The organism is Nocardioides hwasunensis (genome assembly GCF_014779665.1).
In the GTDB taxonomy this organism is placed as follows: domain Bacteria; phylum Actinomycetota; class Actinomycetes; order Propionibacteriales; family Nocardioidaceae; genus Nocardioides; species Nocardioides hwasunensis.
Window position 1 is genome coordinate 481,848 of the sequence record NZ_JACXYY010000003.1, and the last position, 20,962, is coordinate 502,809.

The following is a 20,962-nucleotide window of genomic DNA, read 5'->3' on the forward strand; positions in this document are numbered from 1 at the left end:
ATCACTGGCAGGACTCGCACTGGAGACGCTCCTGCGGGTCGATGGGGCACTGGACGTCCTCGACCTGGTCGAGCTCCTGCACGTCGGCGGGGACGACGGGAGTCGCCGTGGCCGTCGCCGCCCCGAACCCGCGCCTCGCTGGCGCAGCTGCGCCGAAGCCACGGCGGGCACCGCCCTCGCCGCCGGGACGCACGGCCTCGGCCTTGTTCACCTTCACCGTGCTCTGCTCGGCGGTGTGCCGCGGCATCATGTGGAGGTAGTAGGTCGTCTTCACACCCATCCGCCAGGCCAGCGCGTAGAGGTCGAGCATGGTGGAGACGTTGCGGTCGGCGAGGTAGATGTTGCGGCTGATCGCCTGGTCGATCCACTTCTGCGCCCGTGCCGCCACCTCGACGAAGGCGCGCCCGGAGAGCTGGAACGACGTCTGGTAGATCTCCACCAGCTCGGCCGGCACGTCGTGCTCCTCCGCCACCTTCGACAGGTCGCCCTGGTGGCGCAGCAGGTCCTCGCGGACCTCCTCCCAGAGCCCGGCGGCGCGCAGGTCCTCGACCAGGTTGCGGTTGACCTCGAGGAACTTCCCGGAGCTGGTGGCCCGGCTGAAGATCTGGCTGAACTGCGGGTCGAGCCCAGGTGTCGTACCGGCGACGAGGCCGATCGAGGCCGTGGGTGCGATCGCCATCAGGGTCGAGTTCCGGATGCCGCCGGCGACCTTGCTGCGCAGGCTGTCCCAGTCGAGGCGGGTGGTGCGGTCGACCTCGACGGGCACACCGCGGTCGGCAGCGAGCAGGTCGAGCGAGTCGATCGGCACCAGTCCCCTGCTCCAGCCCGAGCCCGCGAAGTTGGCGTACGCCCCGCGCTCGCGGGCCAGGTCGGCCGAGGCGTCGATGGCGTGCCAGCTGACGAACTCCATCACCTGGTCGATGAGGTCGTAGGCCTCGTCCGACTCGTAGGAGAAGCCGAAGCGCTCGACGATGTCGGTGAAGCCCATGACGCCGAGGCCCAGGGCGCGGTTGAGCTCGTTGGACCGCTCCGACTCCGGCACCGAGGAGATCGTGATGTCGATGAGGTTGTCGAGCTGACGCACGGCGAGGCGCGCGGACTCCGCCAGCCGGTCCCAGTCGACCCGGGCGTGCTGCCTTCGCCCGGTGACGTGGCGCGCCAGGTTGATCGAGGCCAGGTTGCACACCGAGACGTTGTCGCGGTCCTGCGGGAGCGTGATCTCGGTGCAGAGGTTGGAGAGGTGGATCGTCCCGGTGTTGTCGTTCAGCGCCCGGGTGTTGATCGTGTCCTTCCACGTCAGCCACGGGTGCGACGTCGACTGCAGCGAGGTCAGGATCGCGCGGAACTGCTCGCGGGCGCCGATCTTCTTGTGGCGCAGCTCGCCGGCCTCGGCCATCGCGGCGTACTCGGCGTAGCGCTGCGAGAACGCGGCGCCGGTGAGCTCGACGAGGTAGGGCACCTCGGCGGGGTCGAAGAGGTACCACGGCTGATCGGCGTCGACGCGCTTCATGAAGTCGTCGGAGATCCACACCGCGGTGTTGGCCGTGCGGGTGCGGCGGTAGGGGTCACCGGAGTTCTGGCGGAGGTCGAGGAAGGCCGGGAAGTCGAGGTGCCAGTTCTCCATGTAGAAGCACAGCGCGCCGAACTTCTTGCCACCGCGGCTGACCGCGCGCAGCGTCGAGTCGATGGTGTGCATGAACGGGATCGGGCCGGTCGAGGTGGTGTTGTTGGACCTGATCGGCGAGCCCTCGGAGCGCAGCTTCGTCACCGACAGGCCGATGCCGCCCGTCCCCTTGGTCAGCCACATGACGTCGCGCACCGACTTGGCGATGTGCTCGATGTCGTCCTCCATCTGCATCACGAAGCAGTTGGAGAGCTGGCTGTAGGACGTGCCGGCGTTGACGAGGGTGGAGCCTGCCGCGAGGTACTCGAGCCGCGACATCTTGTCGTAGAAGCGCTCAGCGGCCGTGTCGGGATCGTCCTCGTTGAGGGCCAGGCCCATGGCCACGCGCATCCAGAAGAACTGCGGCATCTCCATGGCGCGTCCGTCGGGGCTGGTGATCATGTAGCGGGTGCGCATGGTCTGCACACCGATGTAGCGCAGCAGGTCGTCGCGGTCGGGGTCGAGCGCGGCGCCGAGGCGCTCGAGGTCGAAGAGCTCGCGCAGGCGGGTGTCGAGCAGGCCGAGCTCGACACCGCGCTCGACGAAGGCGACGAACGCCTGCGCATGGAAGGCACGGACCTCCGCCGAGGTGACGCCCTCGCCGAAGATCGACTTGTAGAGGCTCTTGACCAGCAGCCGCGAGGCGATCGTGTCGTAGGCCGGGTCGTCCTTGACGTTCTGCAGGGCGACCTGGACGACCGCCTCGTCGAGCTGCGCAGCCGTGATGCCGTCGAAGAGCGTGATCTCGAGCTCCGAGCGGAGCTGCGTCGCGCGGGCGACCTCGTCGTCGAGACCCGCGGCGGCCTCCTCGATCGACCGGGCGATCTCGTAGCCGTCGTAGGGCTGCCGGGTGCCGTCGCGCTTGATGACCGTGATGCTCATGTCTCCACCCCTCGTGGAATCCGTGATGTGTGGTGCGTCCGGATCCGGGCGGGAGGAGCACAGGGGTGCGGCGTACGACGGGTGCGCTGGGCGGTGAGCCTGCGACGGCCGTGCTCGTCTGATCCCCTGACCCTCCCTCGGGGTCGCGGACCTCCACCGATCGCGGCGGAGCACTGGCAGGTCTTCGGACTCGTGGGCCGCCCCGGCACTGTCGTGCCGGATTCCTACTGTCCGTCGCTTCCCAGGACTGCTCGTCCCAGTGCTTCCTGTCGATCCAGGAGGCGGAGGTCGTTCCCACTCACCGCTGCGGGGCAGTCCCGGAGTCTCACCGGGTTCCCTCTTGCGACGACGACCCCGGGTTGGGCCGCCGAACCAGCTGCGTGCGCCACCATATACGGGGAACTACACCGATGTAACCCCCCACATCTAGTGGTGCCGCCCGCTCATCGGGTGCGCGCTCGGGCCGCGACTCGGTGGTCGTGGGGCTCGGCCGGTAGATTCGCTCGGTGCCCGACACCCGCCCCCGCCGTACGTTCGCCGTCATCAGCCACCCCGACGCGGGCAAGTCCACCCTCACCGAGGCGCTCGCCCTGCACGCCCGGGTGATCACCGAGGCCGGCGCGGTCCACGGCAAGGGCGACCGGCGCGCCACCGTGTCCGACTGGATGGCGATGGAGAAGGCCCGCGGCATCTCGATCACCTCGGCGGCACTGCAGTTCGTCTACCGCGACCACGTGATCAACCTCGTCGACACCCCCGGTCACAGCGACTTCTCCGAGGACACCTACCGCGTGCTCTCCGCCGTCGACTCAGCCGTCATGCTCGTCGACGCCGGCAAGGGGCTCGAGCCGCAGACCCTCAAGCTCTTCAAGGTCTGTGCGCTGCGGGGGATCCCGGTGCTCACGGTGATCAACAAGTGGGACCGGCCCGGGCTCTCGGCGCTCGAGCTGATGGACCTGATCCAGGAGAAGATCAAGCTCCGGCCCACTCCCCTGACCTGGCCGGTCGGCGAGGCGGGTGACTTCCGCGGCGTGCTCGACCGGCGCACGGGCGAGTACGTGAAGTACACCCGCACCGCCGGCGGCGCCACCCGGGCCCCGGAGCGACGGATGTCGCCCGACGAGGTCGACGAGACCGACTCCTACCAGTGGAACGCAGCCCGGGAGGAGCACGAGCTCCTCACCCTGGACGAGGCCGACCACGACCAGGCGCGGTTCCTGGCCGGTGAGACGACGCCGGTCATGTTCGCCTCCGCCCTGCAGAACTTCGGCGTCGCGCAGCTGCTCGACCTGCTCCTCGACATCGCTCCCGACCCCAGCCCGACCGAGGGCGTCGACGGCGCGGTCCGCGACACCGGCGACGACTTCAGCGCCTTCGTCTTCAAGGTGCAGTCGGGCATGAACAACGCCCACCGTGACCGGCTGGCCTACGCGCGCGTGGTGTCGGGGCACTTCGAGCGCGGCATGGTCGTGACGCACGCCGGCAGCGGCCGGCCGTTCGCCACGAAGTTCGCACAGGCCGTGTTCGGCCGCGACACCGCCTCGGTCGAGACCGCCGAGCCGGGCGACATCATCGGCTTCGTCAACGCCCAGGCGCTGCGGGTCGGCGACACCGTCTACGTCGGTGACGCCATCGAGTACCCCCCGGTCCCGAGCTTCGCGCCCGAGCACTTCGTCACCGCCAGCGCCGGCGACATCAGCCGCTACAAGCAGTTCCGCCGCGGCATCGAGCAGCTCGACCAGGAGGGCGTCGTGCAGGTGCTGCGCTCCGACCTGCGCGGCGACCAGAACCCGGTGCTGGCGGCCGTCGGGCCGATGCAGTTCGAGGTCGTCGAGGACCGGATGACCAACGAGTTCAACTCCCCCATCCGGTTCTCCCGGCTCGACTACCAGGTCGCGCGGCGCACGGACGCCGTGGGCGCGAGCGCGCTGGCCGGGATGCGGGGTGTCGAGGTGCTGCAGCGCAGCGACGGCACCCACCTGGCCCTCTTCGTCGACCAGTGGCGCGCGATGGTCACCGCACGCGACAACCCCGAGATCATGCTGGAGGCCCTGCCCGCGGGTGGCGCCTGACGCGGCGCCAGCTCGGCTACGCGGTCCGCTCCCACGTGGCGGTGCCCGCGTCGAGGGCCAGCACCGCGGCGGTGTCGGCGGCGGCCTCCGGGTCGTGGGTCGCCAGCACGACGGCAGCGCCGCGTGCCGCCTCCTCGTGCAGCGCGGCGAGCACCATGCCCCGGTTGCCGGCGTCCAGCTCGCTCGTCGACTCGTCGGCGAGGAGCACCTCGGGGCGCAGGGCCAGTGCCCTGGCCATCGCCACGCGCTGCTGCTGTCCTCCGGAGAGCTGGTCGACGAGGTGGTGCTCGGACCCGGTCAGGCCGACGCGTCCGAGCGCTTCCTCCACCCGCCTGGCCGCCTCAGGTGCGGTCACGCCGATGGCCAGCAGCGAGACCAGGACGCTCTCGTGCGCCGTCAGCGAGGCCGTGAGCCCGTTGCGCTGGGGCACGAGCACCATCCCGCACCTCGCTGCCTCGTCGCGGTCTGCCACCGCGGCGCCGCCGACCCGTACGGTCCCGGTCACCGTCGCCACCGCCGGCCGGAGCGCACGGGCGAGGGCCCAGAGCAACGACGACTTGCCCGCGCCCGAGGGGCCGGTCACCGCGACGACCGACCCTGCGGGGACCGTCAGGTCGAGCAGGCGTACGGCGATCGTGCCGCGCCAGGACACCGACAGGCCTGTCGCGTCCAGCCCGCTCACGAGTCCTCCGCCCACAGCTCGAAGTGGTCGTCCACCTGGTGCAGCCGCACCAGGGTCCCTGGCGCCAGCTGGTGCCGCGCCGGACCCGTCAGCGGCAGGAAGCCGTCGGCGGTGACGACGGCGTACTCCTCGCCGCTGCGGCCCTCCCCGCCGATCCGCCCGTCGCGGATGGTGACCGTCCGCGGCAGCACCCGGGCGACCTCGGGGTCGTGGGTGACCAGCACGACCGTGGTGCCGTGGGAGCGGTTCACCCTCGTCAGCACCTCGAGGACGCGGTCGCGGGCGGCGTGGTCGAGCTGGCTGGTGGGCTCGTCGCAAAGCAGGAGGCCGGGTCGGCTGGAGATCGCGGCGGCGACGGCAGCGAGCTGCAGCTCGCCGGGCGTCAGCTCGCCCAGCGGTCGGTCGGCCGCTGCGGCCAGGCCCACGTCGGAGAGCACCTCTGCCGCGTCGGCGACCTCCCGTCCCGAGCGACGGGCGAGGTGCTGGGCGAACCGCACGTTGTCCAGCGCGGACAGGTGCGGCAGCAGGTTGCGGGTGGCGCCTTGCAGCATCAGCCCGACGTCGGCGGCGCGCAGGTGGTCGAGGTCACGCGAGGTGGCGGCCGAGACCTCCGTGTCGCCGACGAAGACCTTGCCCGCGCTCGGACGCAGGATCCCGGCGAGCAGGCTCATCAGGGTCGACTTGCCCGACCCGGACGGTCCGAGGAGGCCGACCACCTCACCCGCTGCCACGTCGAGGTCGACGCCCGACAGCGCGGCGACGTCGTGCTCCTCGACGTGGTAGAGGTGCACCAGACCCCGGGTGCGGATCGCCAGACCGCCCATCACCCCGCCTCCCCTGCCTGCTCGAGGTGCGCCCGACGGGCGATCGCACGTCCGGCGAGCGCGGCCGTCGCGGGCAGCACCACGGCGCAGGCGGCGACGGCGACGCCGACCACGGGCCACGCGGTCGAGGTGTCCACCACGGGAGTCTGCGCCGGGACCGGGAAGAACGCGACGTCGGGCATCGCCAGGGTGGCTCCGACCAGACCGGCGCCCGCCCCCGCGATGACGGCCACCAGCACGGCCGGCAGGTGCGCCCACACCGCGAGCCGTGCCGTCGTACGACGTGTGGCTCCGTTGAGCCGGAGGATGGCCAGCTCCCGTGAGCGATCGCGCCAGCCGATGACGGCCAGCACCAGCAGGACCAGCATCGCGACGAGCACCACCGTCGGCCCGACCACGGCGCCCAGGGCCAGGCTCCACGTCGGCACGGTGTGCGCGTAGGCCTGCTCGATCTCGGAGTGACGGCGCACGTCCGTGATGCCGATCCCCTGGTCGCGCAGGGCGTCCTGCGTGGCGCTCACCAGGGTGGGGTCGTCGTCGAGCCAGACCTCGAGATGGGCGTCGAAGGTGATGTCCCGACCACGGGTGGCGGCGTCGAGGTCGACGAGGGCCGATCGGTCGGGCAGGGCCGGGAGCAGGGTCGTGCGCGCGACGACCTCCGCTGCGCGGTCGGCGCCGTCGACCCCCGTGACGACCGGATCCCCGGCGTCGGTGCGGGCCGTGGGGACGACGACGGCCAGCGTCTCCGGCACCCACGCCGGGGTGAGCTCGACGGGGTAGAACCCTCGGACGCTGACCAGCACGTGCAGGACGTCGTCCGCGCCGCCCGGCAACGGCCGGAGGACCGTGCGCTGGTCCTCGGTGGCGTTCCAGTCGTCGACCGAGGTCCCCAGGTCGACGGGGTCGCCGTCGACTCGCAGGTCACCCAGCTCCAGCCCGCCGGTGGCGACGACGCCCTGCGCCGCACGCAGCTGCACCGCGGCGAGCGCGCAGCCGTCGGCACACGTCGGAAGCCTGCCGCGCAGCGTCGCCTGCTCCCCCGCGACCGGCACCGGGCCGAGCACCACCGTGCTGCGCACGCCCGTCGCGGCGGTCACCACGAGGCCGAGGCGCAGCTCGGACGCGGCGCCGACGAGGTCCTGCGTCACGAGCTCCTCCTCCGCCCGCACCGACAGCGACACCCGGGTGCCGGACAGCACCACCGGCGGGTGGTCGGGAGGCGCCAACGACCGCCACTGCGCGGCCGTCGGGCCGCCGCGCGGGAAGTAGGCCACCCGGCGGAACGTGTCGGTGTCCACGGCCAGGGTGTCCTTGGCGACCGCGACGGGTGTGGCGCGTCCGCCCGCGGGGTCGGCGGCGCGCAGGGCCGTACGGACGCGGTCGAGGTCGTGACCCTCGATGCCGAGCACCACCGCAGCGCCGGCGTCGTGCTCACTCGCGTTGTCGCGGGTGCGCTCGCCGATCGCGAGCGCGCTGAGTGAGAACATCGCGAGGGCGGCGGCGACCGTGACCACGGTGACCAGCACCCCGGTCTCGCGACGTCGTCCCGTCTCGAGCAGCGTCAGGCCCGCGACGAGGCGCCCACGCCTCAGGAGAGCTCGTCCGACCCGGCTCGCGACGGGAGCACCGATCCGGCTGACGAGCAGGCCGACGAAGAGGGCGAGCAACGCCGGGCCGACCAGGGCCGCGCGGGTCGTGAGGCTGCCGGTGACGAAGGCGAGCACGCCCGTGCCGGCGACGGCGAGCAGGACCGCGTCGAGGGCGCCGAGCCGCCACCTGCTGGCACCCGTCCGTCCGCTGCGGACGAGCGCGTCGAGCGGCTCGCGGGCCACCCGGACCGCGGCCGCGAAAGTCGTGAGCACCAGGACCAGGACGGCGAGGAGCACCGCCGTCACCGTCCCGGGCGCGAGCTCGAGCCGCACCGGACCCGGGAGCAGGGCACCGGCCACCGCGCCGCCGGCGAGGGCGGCGGCCACGCCCGGGACCACCCCCGCGAGCAGCGCCGGCAGCAGCTCGGCGAGCAGCAGGCGCACGGCCGCGCCCGGTCCCCTGCCCCGGAGCCGGGCCACGGCCACCTCGCCGCGCCGCTGCTGCACGGCCGCGCCGAGCACCAGCCAGAGGACGAAGACGGAGAGCACGGTCAGCGGCGCCAGCAGCAGCGGGACCGTGCCGGCGCCCAGGCGGATCTGGCCGCCCACGTCGTCGGCCAGGTCGTCGGTGGTGCGCACCACGCGGAGGTCGTCCCCCTGTCCCCTGACCTCGGTGGTCATCGCGCGGACGGCAGCGTCCAGCGCGAGGAGGCCGTCCACGTCGGTCGTCGACGGCACCAGCGCGCCCGCCTGCGAGGACTCCCCGGGCAGGACGGCGGCGGCGGCGAAGGTGCCCTCCGACGTCAGCCAGGCGTCGTGCGCGGCCGACGGGTCGCTGGCACCCTCCGGAGCGACCCGGGAGGCACCGACGAGACCGAGGCCCTGCCACCAGCCGTCGTCGGGGACGACGTCGTAGGTCCCCACGACCTCGAGGGGCACGTCAGGCCCGTCCTCGGCCGGCGCGACCGCCAGCGTCGAGCCGACGGCGAGGCCGAAGTGGTCGGCGTCCGCCTCGCTGACCACGATCTCGCCGGAGGCGTCGGGACAGCGACCGCTGAGGAGCTGGAGATGGGCGCAGGCACCGTCGCGCCACACCAGCAGACCGTTGGGCGGGACCGCTCCGGTCGTCGGGCTCACCAGCGCGCGACGGTCGAGGACCACGTCGCCCAGGCGCCCGGCGACGTCCGCCGGCAGCAGCGCCTGCAGCTCGCGAGGGTCTCGCGCCTCGGTGACGCCGATCGCGTTGACCGCCGACTCCGAGCCGAGCGCGACGACCCGCTCGGCGGTGCTCGCCTGCGACAGGAGCGTCTCGGCGAGCGCCTGCTGCATCGCCCGTTCGTAGACGGGCGCGAAGGCCGTGCAGGCCGTGATGAGCGCCGAGACGGCCAGCAGGGCGGCCGCCTGGCCGCGACGGTGCCGGAGCGCGGACCACCACCCACGTCGACCGGGCGGCTGCCCGGATGCGCGCGGCGACCGCCGGACCACCATCGTCGCTCCTCTGTCGCCACTGCCTGTCACCGAGACGGTCCCGGGAGCGTAGCGGCTCGCGGGCCTCCGCTCCTCGAGGCGTCAGCGGGTCCGGTCCGGCTGCTCGCGGGTGAGGTGGAGCAGCCACTGCGTGCCGCCGGTGTGGATCAGGGCGTAGCGGCGCACGCCGGTGCGGCCGTGCAGGGAGAACACCATCCGGCGCTCGTCGCGGTCGTGCTCCTCCCAGGTCCCGTCGTCGGCGATCGACTTGTGCTCGTCCTCGAAGTCGACGTGCTCGATGTCGTGGTCGTCGACCGCGATCGCGAGCCGGTCGTGGGCCGTGTCGTCCGGGAGCCCCTTCGGCACCGCCCAGCTGCGCAGCACACCGTCCTCCTCCAGCCTCAGGTCGAAGTGCGGGCTGGGCCGGCGGTGGTCGTGCAGGACGAAACGTGGATCCACCCGACCATCCTCCACCGCCCGCCACCCCCGCCGTATCGTCGAGGAGTGACCACCGCCGAGACGTCTGCCATCGCCCTCGGGAACCGCTTCGCGAGCGAGCTCCCCGAGCTGGCGCTCGCGTGGCAGGCCGCGGACACCCCTGATCCCCATCTGCTGGTGCTCGACGAGCCGCTGGCCCTCGAGCTCGGCCTCGACCCCGACTGGCTGCGCAGCCCCGAGGGCATCGGGCTGCTCACCGGCACCCAGGTGCCGGTCGGGGCGACGCCGGTGGCGCAGGCCTACGCAGGTCACCAGTTCGGCGGCTACTCGCCTCGGCTGGGCGACGGCCGGGCACTCCTGCTCGGCGAGCTCGCCGACGGATCCGGCCGGCTGCGCGACCTGCATCTCAAGGGCTCGGGACGTACGCCGTTCTCCCGCGGCGGCGACGGTCTCGCCGCCGTCGGTCCGATGCTGCGCGAGCACGTGATCAGCGAGGCCATGCACGCGCTCGGCATCCCGACGACGCGCTCGCTCGCGGTGGTCACGACCGGGGCGACGGTCCAGCGCGAGGTGCCCCTGCCCGGTGCGGTGCTCGCCCGGGTCGCGAGCAGCCACCTGCGGGTCGGCACCTTCCAGTACGCCCGTGCCACCGACGACGTCGACCTGCTGCGCCGACTCGCCGACCACGCGATCGCCCGCCACCACCCGGCAGCAGCCGACACGGAGCATCCCCACCTCGCGCTGCTCGAAGCGGTCATGGCGGTGCAGGCGTCACTGGTCGCCGACTGGATGCTTGTCGGCTTCGTCCACGGCGTGATGAACACCGACAACATGACGATCTCCGGCGAGACCATCGACTACGGACCGTGCGCCTTCATCGACGTCTTCGACCCGGCCACCGTGTTCAGCTCGATCGACACCGGCGGTCGCTACGCGTACGGCAACCAGCCCGTCGTGGCCGAGTGGAACCTCGCCCGTCTCGCCGAGGCCCTCCTGCCGCTCCTCGCGGACGACCAGGACGACGCGGTCGCGCTGGCCACCGAGTCGCTGCAACGGTTCCGCGGCCTCTACTCCACCGCCTGGTCGCGCGGCATGCGCGCCAAGCTGGGTCTGCCCGAGGGGCTGGCCGACGACGTGACCTCGGCGCTGACCGGCGACCTGGTCGCCCTGATGCGGGACAACCACGTCGACCACACCACCTTCTTCCGTGCCCTCGCCGAGGCCGCCCGCGGCGACGCCGAGCCCGCGCGGGGAATGGTCCTGGAGCTGGCGGCGTACGACGCCTGGGCGGCGCGCTGGCTCGCCCTCGGTCCCGACGCGGGCGCGATGGACCGGGTCAATCCCGTCCACGTCCCCCGCAACCACCTGGTCGAGGAGGCGCTCACCGCGGCGTCGGTCGGGGACCTCCAGCCGCTCGACCGGCTTCTCGAGGCGCTGCGCGCGCCGTACGACCCACGTCCCGGGTTCGAGCGCTACGCCGAGCCCGCGCCGGAGTCGTTCGTGGGCTATCAGACCTTCTGCGGCACCTGACGCTGACGCCGGACGAGCACCTCGCCCACCACGGCGACCGCGATGCTGAGCACCGCAGGCACCGCGACGCTCAACCAGGTCGCGACGCTCAGGAGCAGCGCGCCGACAGCCGCGCCGACCCCGATCAGCACGATCGCACCTGCCCGCCGCAGCCACGGCTGCTCGAGACCCGCGCCGAGGCGCGAGTCGGCCGCCAGCCCGGTGATGGTCGAGGTGACCACCACGGTGGTCACGTCCGCGACCGCGATCCGCCGTGCCACGGCTGCCTGCAGCCCCATCGCCGCGGCGAGCCCGCCGGTCATCGCGTAGGCGAGGACCGACCCCTCGTGCACGGACACCAGCGCGAAGACCACCGCTCCGGACCCGAAGAGACACCCGACGAGCCCGATCAGGAAGGCCGCGCGGCCGCTCCACCCGCGATCCCGGCCGCGCATCGCCCGACCGCCCGCGGCAGCGCCGAGCATGAACGTCACGAGCGCGACGAGCGGCCCGACGACCGGGAGATCAGCGCCGCCCGCGACGCCCATGCCGAGGATGACGACGTTGCCGGTCATGTTGCCGGTGAAGACCTTGTCGAGCGCGAGGTAGCCGACCGCATCGGCGACACCGGTGGAGAAGGTGAGCGCGAGCATGCACGCCAGGTGGACGCCCTCGGTGGAGCGCGCGGTGTCGGATGGCACCGCCGCAGCCTAGGACGTGACGGCCATCTCGCCCCGGTGACCCGGGCGGATCTCACGTTCGCGGGCCGATCCTGACAGGCTGGGCCCATGGCCGGCCCCAGCACACCACCCCTGCAACCCACCCCCGTCGACGCACCCATCCTGCCGACGCGCGGGGAGACGATCGGCAACGGCGTCGCCTGGCTGTCCCGCTGGAGCCTCCGCCTCATCGGGATCGCCCTCGGGCTGGTGCTGCTCGGCCTCGTCGTCAAGTACACCTGGCCCATCACCTTCCCGGTGCTGATGGCCCTGATCGTGTGCACCGTGCTCGCGCCGGTCGCGACGTTCCTGCGCACGCGCGCACGGCTGCCCGGCGCTCTCGCGGCAGCCGTCACCATGATCGGATCCATCGGGCTGGTCGTGGCCGTCGGCTTCTTCATCGCCCCGTCCGTCACCTCCCAGGGCGGTGACATCGTCACCAGCGCCAACGAAGGCCTGCAGCACCTGCAGGACTGGGTGCAGGACTCCAACTTCGTGACGAGCGAGCAGATCGACGCCGGTCTGCAGAACCTGCAGGAGCGACTCACGGGATCCGCCGGCGCCATCGCCTCCGGTGTGCTGACGGGCGTCTCCGCGGTCACCAACGGGCTCATCAACCTGGTCCTGGTCCTCATCCTGAGCTTCCTCTTCATCAAGGACGGCCACCGGTTCCTGCCGTGGGTGCGTCGCCTCGCCGGCCCGGGCGCCGGTGCGCACCTCGCCGAGGTGCTCGGCCGTTCCTGGGCCACGCTGGGCGGCTTCATCCGCACCCAGGCCCTGGTGTCCCTCATCGACGCGATCTTCATCGGCATCGGCCTGCTGCTGATCGGCGTACCGCTGGCGCTGCCGCTCGCCGTCCTCACGTTCTTCGCCGGCTTCGTGCCGATCGTCGGTGCCTTCGTCGCCGGCACCATCGCCGTGCTGATCGCGCTGGTCTCCAACGGCCTGACCGGCGCGCTGCTGACCCTGGCGCTGATCGTCGCGGTCCAGCAGATCGAGGGCAACGTGCTCTCACCGATCCTCCAGTCGAAGTCGATGAACCTCCACGCCGCCGTCGTGCTGCTCTCGGTGACCCTGGGCGGGACACTGTTCGGCATCACCGGGGCATTCCTCGCCGTGCCGGTCGTCGCGGTGCTGGCGGTCGTGATGCGCTACCTCGACGAGGTGGTCGACGCGCGCACCAAGCCCGCCGTCATCCCGATCGCCGAGGACGAACCGGAAGGTGCCGAGAAGGCCGAGCCCGCGGAGCCGGCCGACGACTGAGTCGTGTCCTTCGACGACGGCTCGGCTGTCCGAGACCCAGCGTGGAGCCGGTGACGTGCCAGGCACGTCGCAGGCACCGCACTGAGGCACTCGTCCGCCGGCCCACCACCTAGACTGCCCACCAGACGCAGACCGGGAAGTCGGTGCAAGCCCGACACGGTCCTCGCCACTGTGACTGGGGAGCTGCGCCCGAACATGCCACTGGACTGCCAGGTCCGGGAAGGCCGGGGGCAGCGCTCGACCCAGGAGTCAGGAGACCGCCTGCGTCCTGTCCACATCCTGTTGGTTCCACGAGAGATGGAGCGCACGACCTTGAACGCACCCCGCCCTGACCTGCCCACCGTCACGGTGTGCCGCGGCTGCTGCTGCGGGACCACGAAGAAGCGACCGGGCGTCGACCACGCCGCGCGGCTCGACTCGCTGCGCGCACTGCTCGGCGACCGGGCCACGTTGCGGGTGACGGACTGCCTCGGCCCCTGCGAGCGCTCGGACGTCGTGGTGGTGAGCCCGTCCCCGACCGCGCGCCGCTCCGGGGCGCGGCCGGTCTGGCTGGGACGGCTCAACGGCCGGCACGAGTCCTCCGCGATCGCCGACTGGGTCCACGCCGGCGGACCCGGCGTCGCCGAGCTGCCCGAGAGCCTGCGCCGGGCTACGTTCCGGCCCACCTCCACCGCTGTGCAGGTCTGACGGTGGGCCACACCGAGGCGGGTCGCGACCGGTCGCTGTCCGCCACCGCCGGGACCCACGACCCGCTCGTCGCCTTCCTGACAGCACGGCTCACCGAGGACCTCACCGCGCTCTGGGAGCGCGAGGACGCGCGGGCGGGTCGCGACGACCGTCCGGGGCTGGCCGCACAGGTCGCCGTGGTCGACGATCTGCTGATGACGCTGAGGGCCGGTCTGCTCCCCCCGCGGCGCGAGCTGCGGATGCTGCTCCACGGCTACGGCACCCACCCCGACTACGACCCTGCTTGGACCCACCGTCTCACCCGTCAGGCGTGAGCTCCGGGCCCCGCCCGTCCTTCCGGGGGTGGGCACGGCTTGGGAGCATGGCTATACACGAGGGGACGGCGCTGACCGGCGCCGCCTGACCGGGCCGGACGGCCCACGTGTGCAGAGGGAGGACGACATGAGTCAGTCCGAGAGCGAAGGACCCGCCGACGGCGGTGCCGAGGGCACCCCGGGCGTGCAGGATGGTGGCGCCGACGGCGGTGCCGACTCGGGAGCCGAGGGTCCCGCCGACGGCGGTGCTGAGGGCACCCCGGGCGTGCAGGACGGCGGTGCCGACGGTGGCGCCGAGGGTCCGGCCGACGGTGGTGCGGACGGCACCCCGGGCGTCCAGGACGGTGGCGCCGACGGCGGTGCGGACAGCTAGTCCCGATGCCGCTGCATGCTGACGACGGCAGGTCCGGGACTCCCGGGCCTGCCGCCGGCCGTCCCGCTCTGGCTCGCCTCGTCGGTGACGTGGACGGCTTCGCCGAGAACACGTGGGCCCGCGGACCGCTGTTGCGCCCGTCGGCCGATCCCGACGGGTTCGACGACCTGCTCACCGCGTCCGCCGTCGACGAGCTGGTGGCCGAGCGCGGCCTGCGTACGCCGTTCCTGCGGGTCGCCAGGTCGGGGTCGACGATGGCCAACCGCGCCTTCACCGCACCGGGCGGACTCGGAGCCGGCATCGCCGACCAGGTCAGCGACGACAAGCTCACCGCGCTCTTCGCCGACGGCGCCACCCTCGTGCTGCAGGCGCTGCACCGCACCTGGCGGCCGATCATCGACTTCTGCCAGCAGCTGGCCGCCGACCTCGGTCACCCGGTGCAGGCCAACGCCTACGTCACGCCCCCGCAGAACCAGGGCTTCGACGACCACTACGACGTGCACGACGTCTTCGTGCTCCAGATCGCGGGCCGCAAGAGGTGGTCGATCCACTCCCCCGTCCTGCCCTCGCCGCTGCGCGACCAGCCGTGGACGGACCGCCGCGACGACGTGCGCCGCGCAGCCGAGGAGGAGCCGGTGATCGAGACCGTGCTCGAGCCCGGCGACGCGCTCTACCTGCCGCGCGGCTACCTCCACTCCGCGACGGCACTCGGCGGCGTCACCATCCACCTCACCCTCGGCGTGCACAGCTGGACCCGCCACGCCGTCGCCGAGGAGCTGGTGACGCTCGCGCTGCGCAGGCTCTCCGACGACGAGGACGCCCGCGCGTCGTTGCCGCTGGGCACCACCCTCGCGCCCGACGAGATCGACGCGGAGGTCGTCGGCAAGCTGCTGCGCGAAGCGCTCGACGGTCTCGACCCTGCCGAGATCGCCGAGCAGATGCGCGCGCGGCGACGCGACACCCAGCGCGCCGCACCCGTCGGCCCGCTGGCCCAGCACGCTCTGTCGACGTCGCTCGCCGATCACACCGTCCTACGCCTGCGCGACCACCTCGACGTCACGCTCACCGAGCACACGGTGGTCTCGCGCGCCGGGTCGGTCGACGTCGCCGACGTGCCGACCGAGGTCGTACGTCGACTCCTGGCCGGCGAGCGCGTCACTGCCGGCGAGCTCGGGACCGGCGCGGCCCGCCGCATGATCGAGGCGGGACTGGTCGTCGCCGGATGACGTTCCGCTGCTCCGACGAGGCCGCGGCACGTCGCGACCCGGTGATCGGCACGGCTCCCCCGCAGCACGACTGGCTGCTCGTCGAGCATCCGGGTCCGTGGCCGATCACCGCGCCGTTCGGCGCCGACCTCCCCACGACCCTGCTGCGCGACCTCGGGCACCCCGAGCTGCGCACGCTCTTCGTGCGTCGACACGGTCGCGAGGGTGCTGCGGACCGGCTGACCGGGCCACGCCGGTGGTTCCGCTCGCGCGCCGGGGCGGTCCGCACCGGGCTCTGGCAGCACCCCGACGACCTGCTGGCCAGCCTCGGCGACGCGGGTGGCGAGGCCTATGCAGAGCCGCTCCTGCTCGTGTGTACCCATGGCGTCCACGACCTGTGCTGCGCCGTGAAGGGGCGCCCGGTCGCCGCCGCTCTCGCCGGCCGCTGGCCCGAGGCGACCTGGGAGTGCAGCCACCTGGGCGGGGACCGCTTCGCTCCCAACGTGCTCGTCCTCCCCGACCTCGGCTGCTACGGCGGGTTGGACGCCGACGACGCCGTGCCGACGGTCGAGGCCCACTTCGACCGGCGCATCGACACCACCTGGCTGCGCGGGGTCGCCGGTCTCCACCCGGCCGAGCAGGTCGCCCTCGGGGTCGTGCTCGAGCGGTGGGGCCCGGCCGCGATCAGCGATGCGACCGCCCACCTCGTCGAGCAGGACGGCACGTTCGACGCCGGGCGGTGGACGATCGACGTCGTCGGCACCGGCCCCCTGCCCGCCTCCACGCGGGTCGTGGTGGCCAGCAGCCGTCGCCCGGAGGCCCTCCTCACCTGCCGCACGCAGCGCGCCACCCGAGCACTCCAGTGGGACGTGCTCGAGGTCTCTGCCCCGCCCGTCCGGGGGTCCCACGCCCCTTCGGGTGATCGTTAGCGTGGAACGCGTTCGACGCTCCACGATGGAAGGACCTCACATGACCACCACGATCTCCGCCCTGTCGACGCCGAAGGCGTCCGCGTCCTTCGAGGAGACGACGATCGAGCGCCGCGACCTGCGCGACGACGACGTACGCATCGACATCCGCTGGGCCGGCATCTGCCACTCCGACATCCACCAGGCACGCGACGAGTGGGGCGGCGCGATCTTCCCGATGACGCCCGGCCACGAGATCATCGGCACCGTCTCCGAGGTCGGCTCCGCCGTCACCGAGCACCAGGTCGGCGACACCGTGGGAGTCGGCTGCTTCGTCGACTCGTGCCTCGAGTGCGAGGCCTGCAAGGACGGCGAGGAGCAGTTCTGCAGCAAGGGCGTCGTCCAGACCTACAGCGCCGAGGACTACCACGGCGAGGTCACCTACGGCGGCTACAGCCGCCAGGTCGTCGTGCGCGACCACTTCGTGCTCACGATCCCCGACGGGGTCGACCTCGCCGGCACCACCCCGCTGCTCTGTGCCGGCATCACGACGTACGCCCCGCTCAAGCGCCACGGCGTCGGCGAGGGCACGCGCGTCGGCATCATCGGCATGGGCGGCCTGGGCCACGTCGCGGTCAAGATCGCCGCGGCGATGGGAGCCGACGTCGCCGTGCTCAGCCGTACGGACGCCAAGAAGGACGACGGGCTGGCGTTCGGCGCCAAGGACTACTTCGCGACCGAGGACGAGTCGGTCTTCGACGAACTCGAGGGCAGCTTCGACCTGCTGGTCAACACCGTCGGATCCGCCGTTCCCCTCGACTCCTTCATGGGCCTGCTCGGCCGCGGCGGCACCATGGTCAACCTCGGCGCCCCGAGCGAGTCGCTGGAGACGTCGGCGTTCTCGCTGCTGACCAAGCGACGCGCGCTCGAGGGCTCGATGGTCGGCGGCCTGCCGCAGACCCAGGAGATGCTCGACTTCTGCGCCGAGCACGGCATCACCGCCACCGTCGAGGTGATCTCCGCCGACCAGGTCGACGACTACTACGACAAGGTCGTCGACGGCGAGGTGCGCTACCGCGCGGTGATCGATGCCGAGACGCTCGGTGAGGCGCCGACCTCGTGAGCGGGGCCACGGGCGACGACCTGGCACCCCACGTCCTCGTCGTCTTCGGGGCGACCGGTGACCTCGCCGCGCGCAAGCTGTTCCCGGGCCTCTACCGGCTGGCCGCGGCAGGGCGCCTGCCGGAGGACTACGCCGTCATCGGCAGCGGACGACACTCCCCCGGCACGGACGACGAGTTCCGTGAGCAGCTGGCCGAAGGCCTGCGCGACACGGTCGACGACCTCGACGACGACCTGGTCGCCGACCTGCTCGGCCGGGTCTCCTTCCAGACCTCGGACGCCGATGACGGCGCGGACCTCGCCGCCGCGGTGCGCGAGGCCGAGGACGGCCTCGGTGAGGACGTACGCCGACTCGTCTACCTCTCCGTGCCGCCGACCGCGATGCCCGGCATGGTCGGCATGCTCGACCGCGAGGGGCTGACCGACCGCGCCCGGCTGGTGATCGAGAAGCCCTTCGGCCTGGACCTCGAGTCCTTCAAGGAGCTCGACGACGCGCTGCACGATGCGGTCGAGGAGGACCAGGTCTTCCGGATCGACCACTTCCTCGGCAAGGAGGCCGTGCAGAACATCCTGGCGCTCCGGTTCGCCAACGCGCTCTTCGAGCCGGCGTGGGACCGACGCAGCGTGGCCCAGGTGCAGATCGACGTGCCGGAGACGCTGCAGATGGAGGGTCGTGGCTCGTTCTACGAGTCGACCGGCTGCCTGCGCGACATGGTCTCCACCCACCTGTTCCAGATCCTCGGCGTGGTCGCGTTGGAGGACCCGGGCGAGTGGTCCGCCGACGCGGTCCGGCAGGCCCGCAAGGACGCCTTCGACGCCCTGCGACCGCTGGACCCGGACGACGTCGTGCTCGGGCAGTACGACGGCTACCGCGACGAGGACGACGTCGACGACGACTCCGACGTGGAGACCTTCGTCGCGCTCACGGCCTACGTCGACAACGATCGTTGGCAGGGCGTGCCGTTCCTGCTGCGCACCGGCAAGGCGATGGCCGAGACCCGGCGCACCATCACCCTCCGCTTCCGCTCGCCCGACTCCAGCCTCTTCGGCGACGACGCGTCGCGAGGCGACGAGCTCGTCCTGGAGCTCACCGACGAGGCGCAGGTCTCCGTCGACCTGCTCGGCAAGCGGCCCGGTCCCGACATGGAGCTCGCGCGGGCCACGATGCGCCTCGACTACGAGGACGAGCTGCCCGACGACGAGCCGCTCGAGGCCTACGAGCGACTGCTCCTCGACGTGCTCCGCGGCGACCACACCCTCTTCGCCCGGTCCGACGAGACCGAGCGGCTCTGGGAGGTCTGCCAGCCGGTGCTGGACGACCGGCCCGACCCTCAGCCCTACGAGCCGGGGTCCTGGGGGCCGCAGGCGGCCCTTGACCTCGCACCCGGCGGATGGCGGCTGGGATGACGGGTGGGGTGACGGCTGCGGCCATCGCCGACCACGGGCTCATCGGCGACCTGCGCACCGCGGCCCTGGTGGCCACGGACGGCACGATCGACTGGTTCTGCCCGGGACGGTTCGACCAGCCCAGCATCTTCGGGTCGCTGCTCGACCCCGACGCCGGGTCGTGGCGCATCACCCCGGACGACGAGGACGCGCGCAGCCAGCAGTACTACTTTCCCGAGACCAACATCCTGGTCACCCGGTTCATGACCGAGCAGGGCGTCGCCGAGGTGCACGACTTCATGTCCGTCCTGCGCGCCCACGACCCGGACCACCGACAGCGCCTGGTCCGCCGGGTGGTCAACGTGCGGGGGTCCGTGCCGCTGACCATGCGTCTCGCGCCGCGTCCCGGCTACGGCGCCGAGGAGCCCACGCTGTCGGAGGAGTCCGGGGGCGTGCGCTTCGAGGACGGCGACGTGGCCCTCGTGCTGTCCAGCACCGTCGACCTCGTCGTCGATGGTGCCGATGCGGTGGCGGACGTCGACCTCGAGCCCGGCGAGGCTGCCCTGTTCGTGCTCGAGGTGCTCGCGCCCGACGAGGACGCTGCCGGTTGCGGCGCGGACGACATCGACGACCTCTTCGACCAGACGGCGGCGTTCTGGCGCGACTGGCTCTCGACCTGCACCTACACCGGCCGCTGGCGCGAGCGGGTCAACCGGTCCGCGCTGACCCTCAAGCTGCTGTGTCACGAGCCCACCGGCGGCATCGTCGCCGCCCCCACCACGAGCCTGCCCGAGGAGATCGGCGGCAGCCGCAACTGGGACTACCGCTTCGTGTGGGTCCGCGACGCCGCCTTCAGCGTCTACGCGCTGCTGCGACTCGGCTTCACCGACGAGGCGGCGGCGTTCGTCCAGTGGCTCTCCGAGCGGATGGGCGAGTCCTCCGCCGGCTCCGACTCCGACCTCGGTCCGCTGCGCGTGATGTACGACCTCGACGGGGAGGTGCCGCACGAGCGCGAGCTCGACCACCTCGCGGGTCATCGCGACTCCCGCCCGGTGCGCGTCGGCAACGCCGCCGTCGACCAGCTCCAGCTCGACGTCTATGGCGAGCTGATCGACTCGGTCTACCTCTTCGACAAGTACAGCCGCGGGATCAGCCACGACGCGTGGCAGGACCTCTGGCGGATCGCCGACTGGCTGATGGCCAACTGGGACCGCGACGACGCCGGCATGTGGGAGGTGCGCGGCGAGCCCCGCGCGCACACCACCTCGCGCCTGATGTCGTGGGTCGCGGTCGAGCGGATGATGCGCGTCGCCCGCCGCCGCGGCCTCCCCGGCGACCTCACCGAGCTGGGCCGCGTCCGCGACGAGATCTACGACCGGATCATGCAGGACTGCTGGGACGAGGAGCTCGGCGCCTTCGTCAGCCACGTCGGCTCCGACACCCTCGACGCCGGTGTGCTGCTGATGCCGATGGTGAAGTTCATCGCCCCCAACGACCCGCGCTTCCTCTCCACCCTCGCGCTGGTCGAGGATCGACTGGTGACCGACAGCCTGGTCTTCCGCTACGACGCCGAGCGCTTCGACGACGGCGTGGGCTCCGCGGGCGAGGCCGGTGAGGGCACGTTCTCGCTCTGCTCGTTCTGGTACGTCGAGGCGCTCACCCGCGTCGGTCGCGTCGAGGACGCCCGGCTCGCGCTCGAGAAGATGTTCACCTACGCCAACCACCTCGGCCAGTACGCCGAGCAGGTCGGCCTCAACGGCCAGCAGTTGGGCAACTTCCCGCAGGCCTTCACCCACCTCAGCATGATCAGCGCGATCCTCAACCTGGACCGCGAGCTCGGCTGAGGAGCGGAAAACCCG

The 20,962-nt window shown here is 72.3% G+C and carries 17 protein-coding genes and 2 riboswitches; of the genes, 11 read left to right on the plus strand and 6 right to left on the minus strand.

Features of this window, described 5'->3' with window-relative positions; all coding sequences use genetic code 11:
* Position 1: 1 nt before the first annotated feature.
* A complete protein-coding gene (locus tag IEZ25_RS09345; RefSeq protein WP_191199114.1) occupies positions 2–2,545 on the minus strand; it encodes a ribonucleoside-diphosphate reductase subunit alpha in 2,544 nt (847 codons plus the stop codon).
* 158 nt (positions 2,546–2,703) lie between these two features.
* A riboswitch (cobalamin riboswitch) is annotated at positions 2,704–2,937 on the minus strand.
* A gap of 114 nt (positions 2,938–3,051) precedes the next feature.
* On the opposite strand from IEZ25_RS09345, the gene IEZ25_RS09350 reads away from it, so the two are divergent.
* Positions 3,052–4,617, plus strand: a complete 1,566-nt coding sequence (locus IEZ25_RS09350) for a peptide chain release factor 3 (RefSeq protein WP_191199115.1) — start codon at positions 3,052–3,054, stop codon at positions 4,615–4,617.
* A 16-nt stretch (positions 4,618–4,633) separates the two neighbouring features.
* On the opposite strand, the gene IEZ25_RS09355 is transcribed toward IEZ25_RS09350, so the two are convergent.
* The 4 genes from IEZ25_RS09355 to IEZ25_RS09370 all read right to left on the minus strand — a co-directional run bounded on the left by IEZ25_RS09355 (position 4,634) and on the right by IEZ25_RS09370 (position 9,638).
* Entirely contained in the window at positions 4,634–5,299 is a 666-nt protein-coding gene (locus IEZ25_RS09355; protein ID WP_191199116.1) for an ABC transporter ATP-binding protein, read from the minus strand.
* Entirely contained in the window at positions 5,296–6,123 is an 828-nt protein-coding gene (locus IEZ25_RS09360; RefSeq protein WP_191199117.1) for an ABC transporter ATP-binding protein, read from the minus strand. The genes IEZ25_RS09355 and IEZ25_RS09360 overlap by 4 nt, the downstream gene beginning before the upstream one ends.
* On the minus strand, positions 6,123–9,200 hold the full coding sequence (locus IEZ25_RS09365; protein WP_191199118.1) for an FtsX-like permease family protein: 3,078 nt from the start codon (positions 9,198–9,200) through the stop codon (positions 6,123–6,125). The genes IEZ25_RS09360 and IEZ25_RS09365 overlap by 1 nt, the downstream gene beginning before the upstream one ends.
* Positions 9,201–9,281: 81 nt before the next feature.
* Positions 9,282–9,638 (minus strand): DNA polymerase ligase N-terminal domain-containing protein, encoded by a 357-nt coding sequence (locus IEZ25_RS09370; RefSeq protein ID WP_318152143.1) that lies wholly within the window; start codon positions 9,636–9,638, stop codon positions 9,282–9,284.
* Between the two features lie 45 nt (positions 9,639–9,683).
* Between IEZ25_RS09370 and IEZ25_RS09375 the strand changes: the two genes are divergently transcribed.
* Positions 9,684–11,147: a protein adenylyltransferase SelO gene (locus tag IEZ25_RS09375; RefSeq protein ID WP_191199120.1), complete on the plus strand. Its 1,464-nt coding sequence runs from the start codon at positions 9,684–9,686 to the stop codon at positions 11,145–11,147.
* Here IEZ25_RS09375 and IEZ25_RS09380 read toward each other — a convergent pair.
* Positions 11,126–11,827, minus strand: coding sequence for a YoaK family protein (locus IEZ25_RS09380; RefSeq protein ID WP_318152144.1), 702 nt, complete (start codon positions 11,825–11,827; stop codon positions 11,126–11,128). The two genes, IEZ25_RS09375 and IEZ25_RS09380, sit on opposite strands and share 22 nt — an antisense overlap.
* An 87-nt stretch (positions 11,828–11,914) precedes the next feature.
* On the opposite strand from IEZ25_RS09380, the gene IEZ25_RS09385 reads away from it, so the two are divergent.
* The 9 genes from IEZ25_RS09385 (at position 11,915) to IEZ25_RS09425 (ending at position 20,947) form a co-directional block, all read left to right on the plus strand.
* Entirely contained in the window at positions 11,915–13,108 is a 1,194-nt protein-coding gene (locus tag IEZ25_RS09385; protein WP_191199121.1) for an AI-2E family transporter, read from the plus strand.
* A 133-nt stretch (positions 13,109–13,241) separates the two neighbouring features.
* A riboswitch (cobalamin riboswitch) is annotated at positions 13,242–13,368 on the plus strand.
* 52 nt (positions 13,369–13,420) lie between these two features.
* The gene (locus IEZ25_RS09390; protein WP_224748684.1) at positions 13,421–13,795 is read left to right on the plus strand and encodes a hypothetical protein; all 375 of its coding nucleotides are present in this window, start codon (positions 13,421–13,423) and stop codon (positions 13,793–13,795) included.
* Positions 13,796–13,797: 2 nt separating this feature from the next.
* On the plus strand, positions 13,798–14,109 hold the full coding sequence (locus IEZ25_RS09395) for a hypothetical protein (protein WP_191199123.1): 312 nt from the start codon (positions 13,798–13,800) through the stop codon (positions 14,107–14,109).
* 127 nt (positions 14,110–14,236) lie between these two features.
* Positions 14,237–14,482, plus strand: coding sequence for a BatC protein (locus tag IEZ25_RS09400; RefSeq protein ID WP_191199124.1), 246 nt, complete (start codon positions 14,237–14,239; stop codon positions 14,480–14,482).
* 5 nt (positions 14,483–14,487) lie between these two features.
* Positions 14,488–15,708, plus strand: coding sequence for a cupin domain-containing protein (locus tag IEZ25_RS09405; protein WP_191199125.1), 1,221 nt, complete (start codon positions 14,488–14,490; stop codon positions 15,706–15,708).
* The gene (locus tag IEZ25_RS09410) at positions 15,705–16,616 is read left to right on the plus strand and encodes a sucrase ferredoxin (protein WP_191199126.1); all 912 of its coding nucleotides are present in this window, start codon (positions 15,705–15,707) and stop codon (positions 16,614–16,616) included. Before IEZ25_RS09405 ends, IEZ25_RS09410 begins: the two co-directional genes overlap by 4 nt.
* A 40-nt stretch (positions 16,617–16,656) precedes the next feature.
* Entirely contained in the window at positions 16,657–17,718 is a 1,062-nt protein-coding gene (locus tag IEZ25_RS09415) for an NAD(P)-dependent alcohol dehydrogenase (RefSeq protein WP_191199127.1), read from the plus strand.
* Positions 17,715–19,124: a glucose-6-phosphate dehydrogenase gene (gene zwf / locus IEZ25_RS09420; protein WP_191199128.1), complete on the plus strand. Its 1,410-nt coding sequence runs from the start codon at positions 17,715–17,717 to the stop codon at positions 19,122–19,124. The genes IEZ25_RS09415 and zwf overlap by 4 nt, the downstream gene beginning before the upstream one ends.
* Entirely contained in the window at positions 19,121–20,947 is a 1,827-nt protein-coding gene (locus IEZ25_RS09425) for a glycoside hydrolase family 15 protein (protein WP_191199129.1), read from the plus strand. Before zwf ends, IEZ25_RS09425 begins: the two co-directional genes overlap by 4 nt.
* The last annotated feature ends 15 nt before the right edge of the window (positions 20,948–20,962 follow it).

What these genes read in the sequence shown, in the direction of transcription:
- IEZ25_RS09345 (WP_191199114.1), bottom strand. Translation starts at nt 2,545, where the DNA reads ATGAGCATCACGGTCATCAAGCGCGACGGCACCCGGCAGCCCTACGAC.
- IEZ25_RS09360 (WP_191199117.1), bottom strand. Translation starts at nt 6,123, where the DNA reads ATGGGCGGTCTGGCGATCCGCACCCGGGGTCTGGTGCACCTCTACCAC.
- IEZ25_RS09365 (WP_191199118.1), bottom strand. Translation starts at nt 9,200, where the DNA reads ATGGTGGTCCGGCGGTCGCCGCGCGCATCCGGGCAGCCGCCCGGTCGA.
- IEZ25_RS09385 (WP_191199121.1), top strand. Translation starts at nt 11,915, where the DNA reads ATGGCCGGCCCCAGCACACCACCCCTGCAACCCACCCCCGTCGACGCA.
- IEZ25_RS09400 (WP_191199124.1), top strand. Translation starts at nt 14,237, where the DNA reads ATGAGTCAGTCCGAGAGCGAAGGACCCGCCGACGGCGGTGCCGAGGGC.
- IEZ25_RS09405 (WP_191199125.1), top strand. Translation starts at nt 14,488, where the DNA reads ATGCCGCTGCATGCTGACGACGGCAGGTCCGGGACTCCCGGGCCTGCC.
- IEZ25_RS09410 (WP_191199126.1), top strand. Translation starts at nt 15,705, where the DNA reads ATGACGTTCCGCTGCTCCGACGAGGCCGCGGCACGTCGCGACCCGGTG.
- IEZ25_RS09415 (WP_191199127.1), top strand. Translation starts at nt 16,657, where the DNA reads ATGACCACCACGATCTCCGCCCTGTCGACGCCGAAGGCGTCCGCGTCC.
- IEZ25_RS09425 (WP_191199129.1), top strand. Translation starts at nt 19,121, where the DNA reads ATGACGGGTGGGGTGACGGCTGCGGCCATCGCCGACCACGGGCTCATC.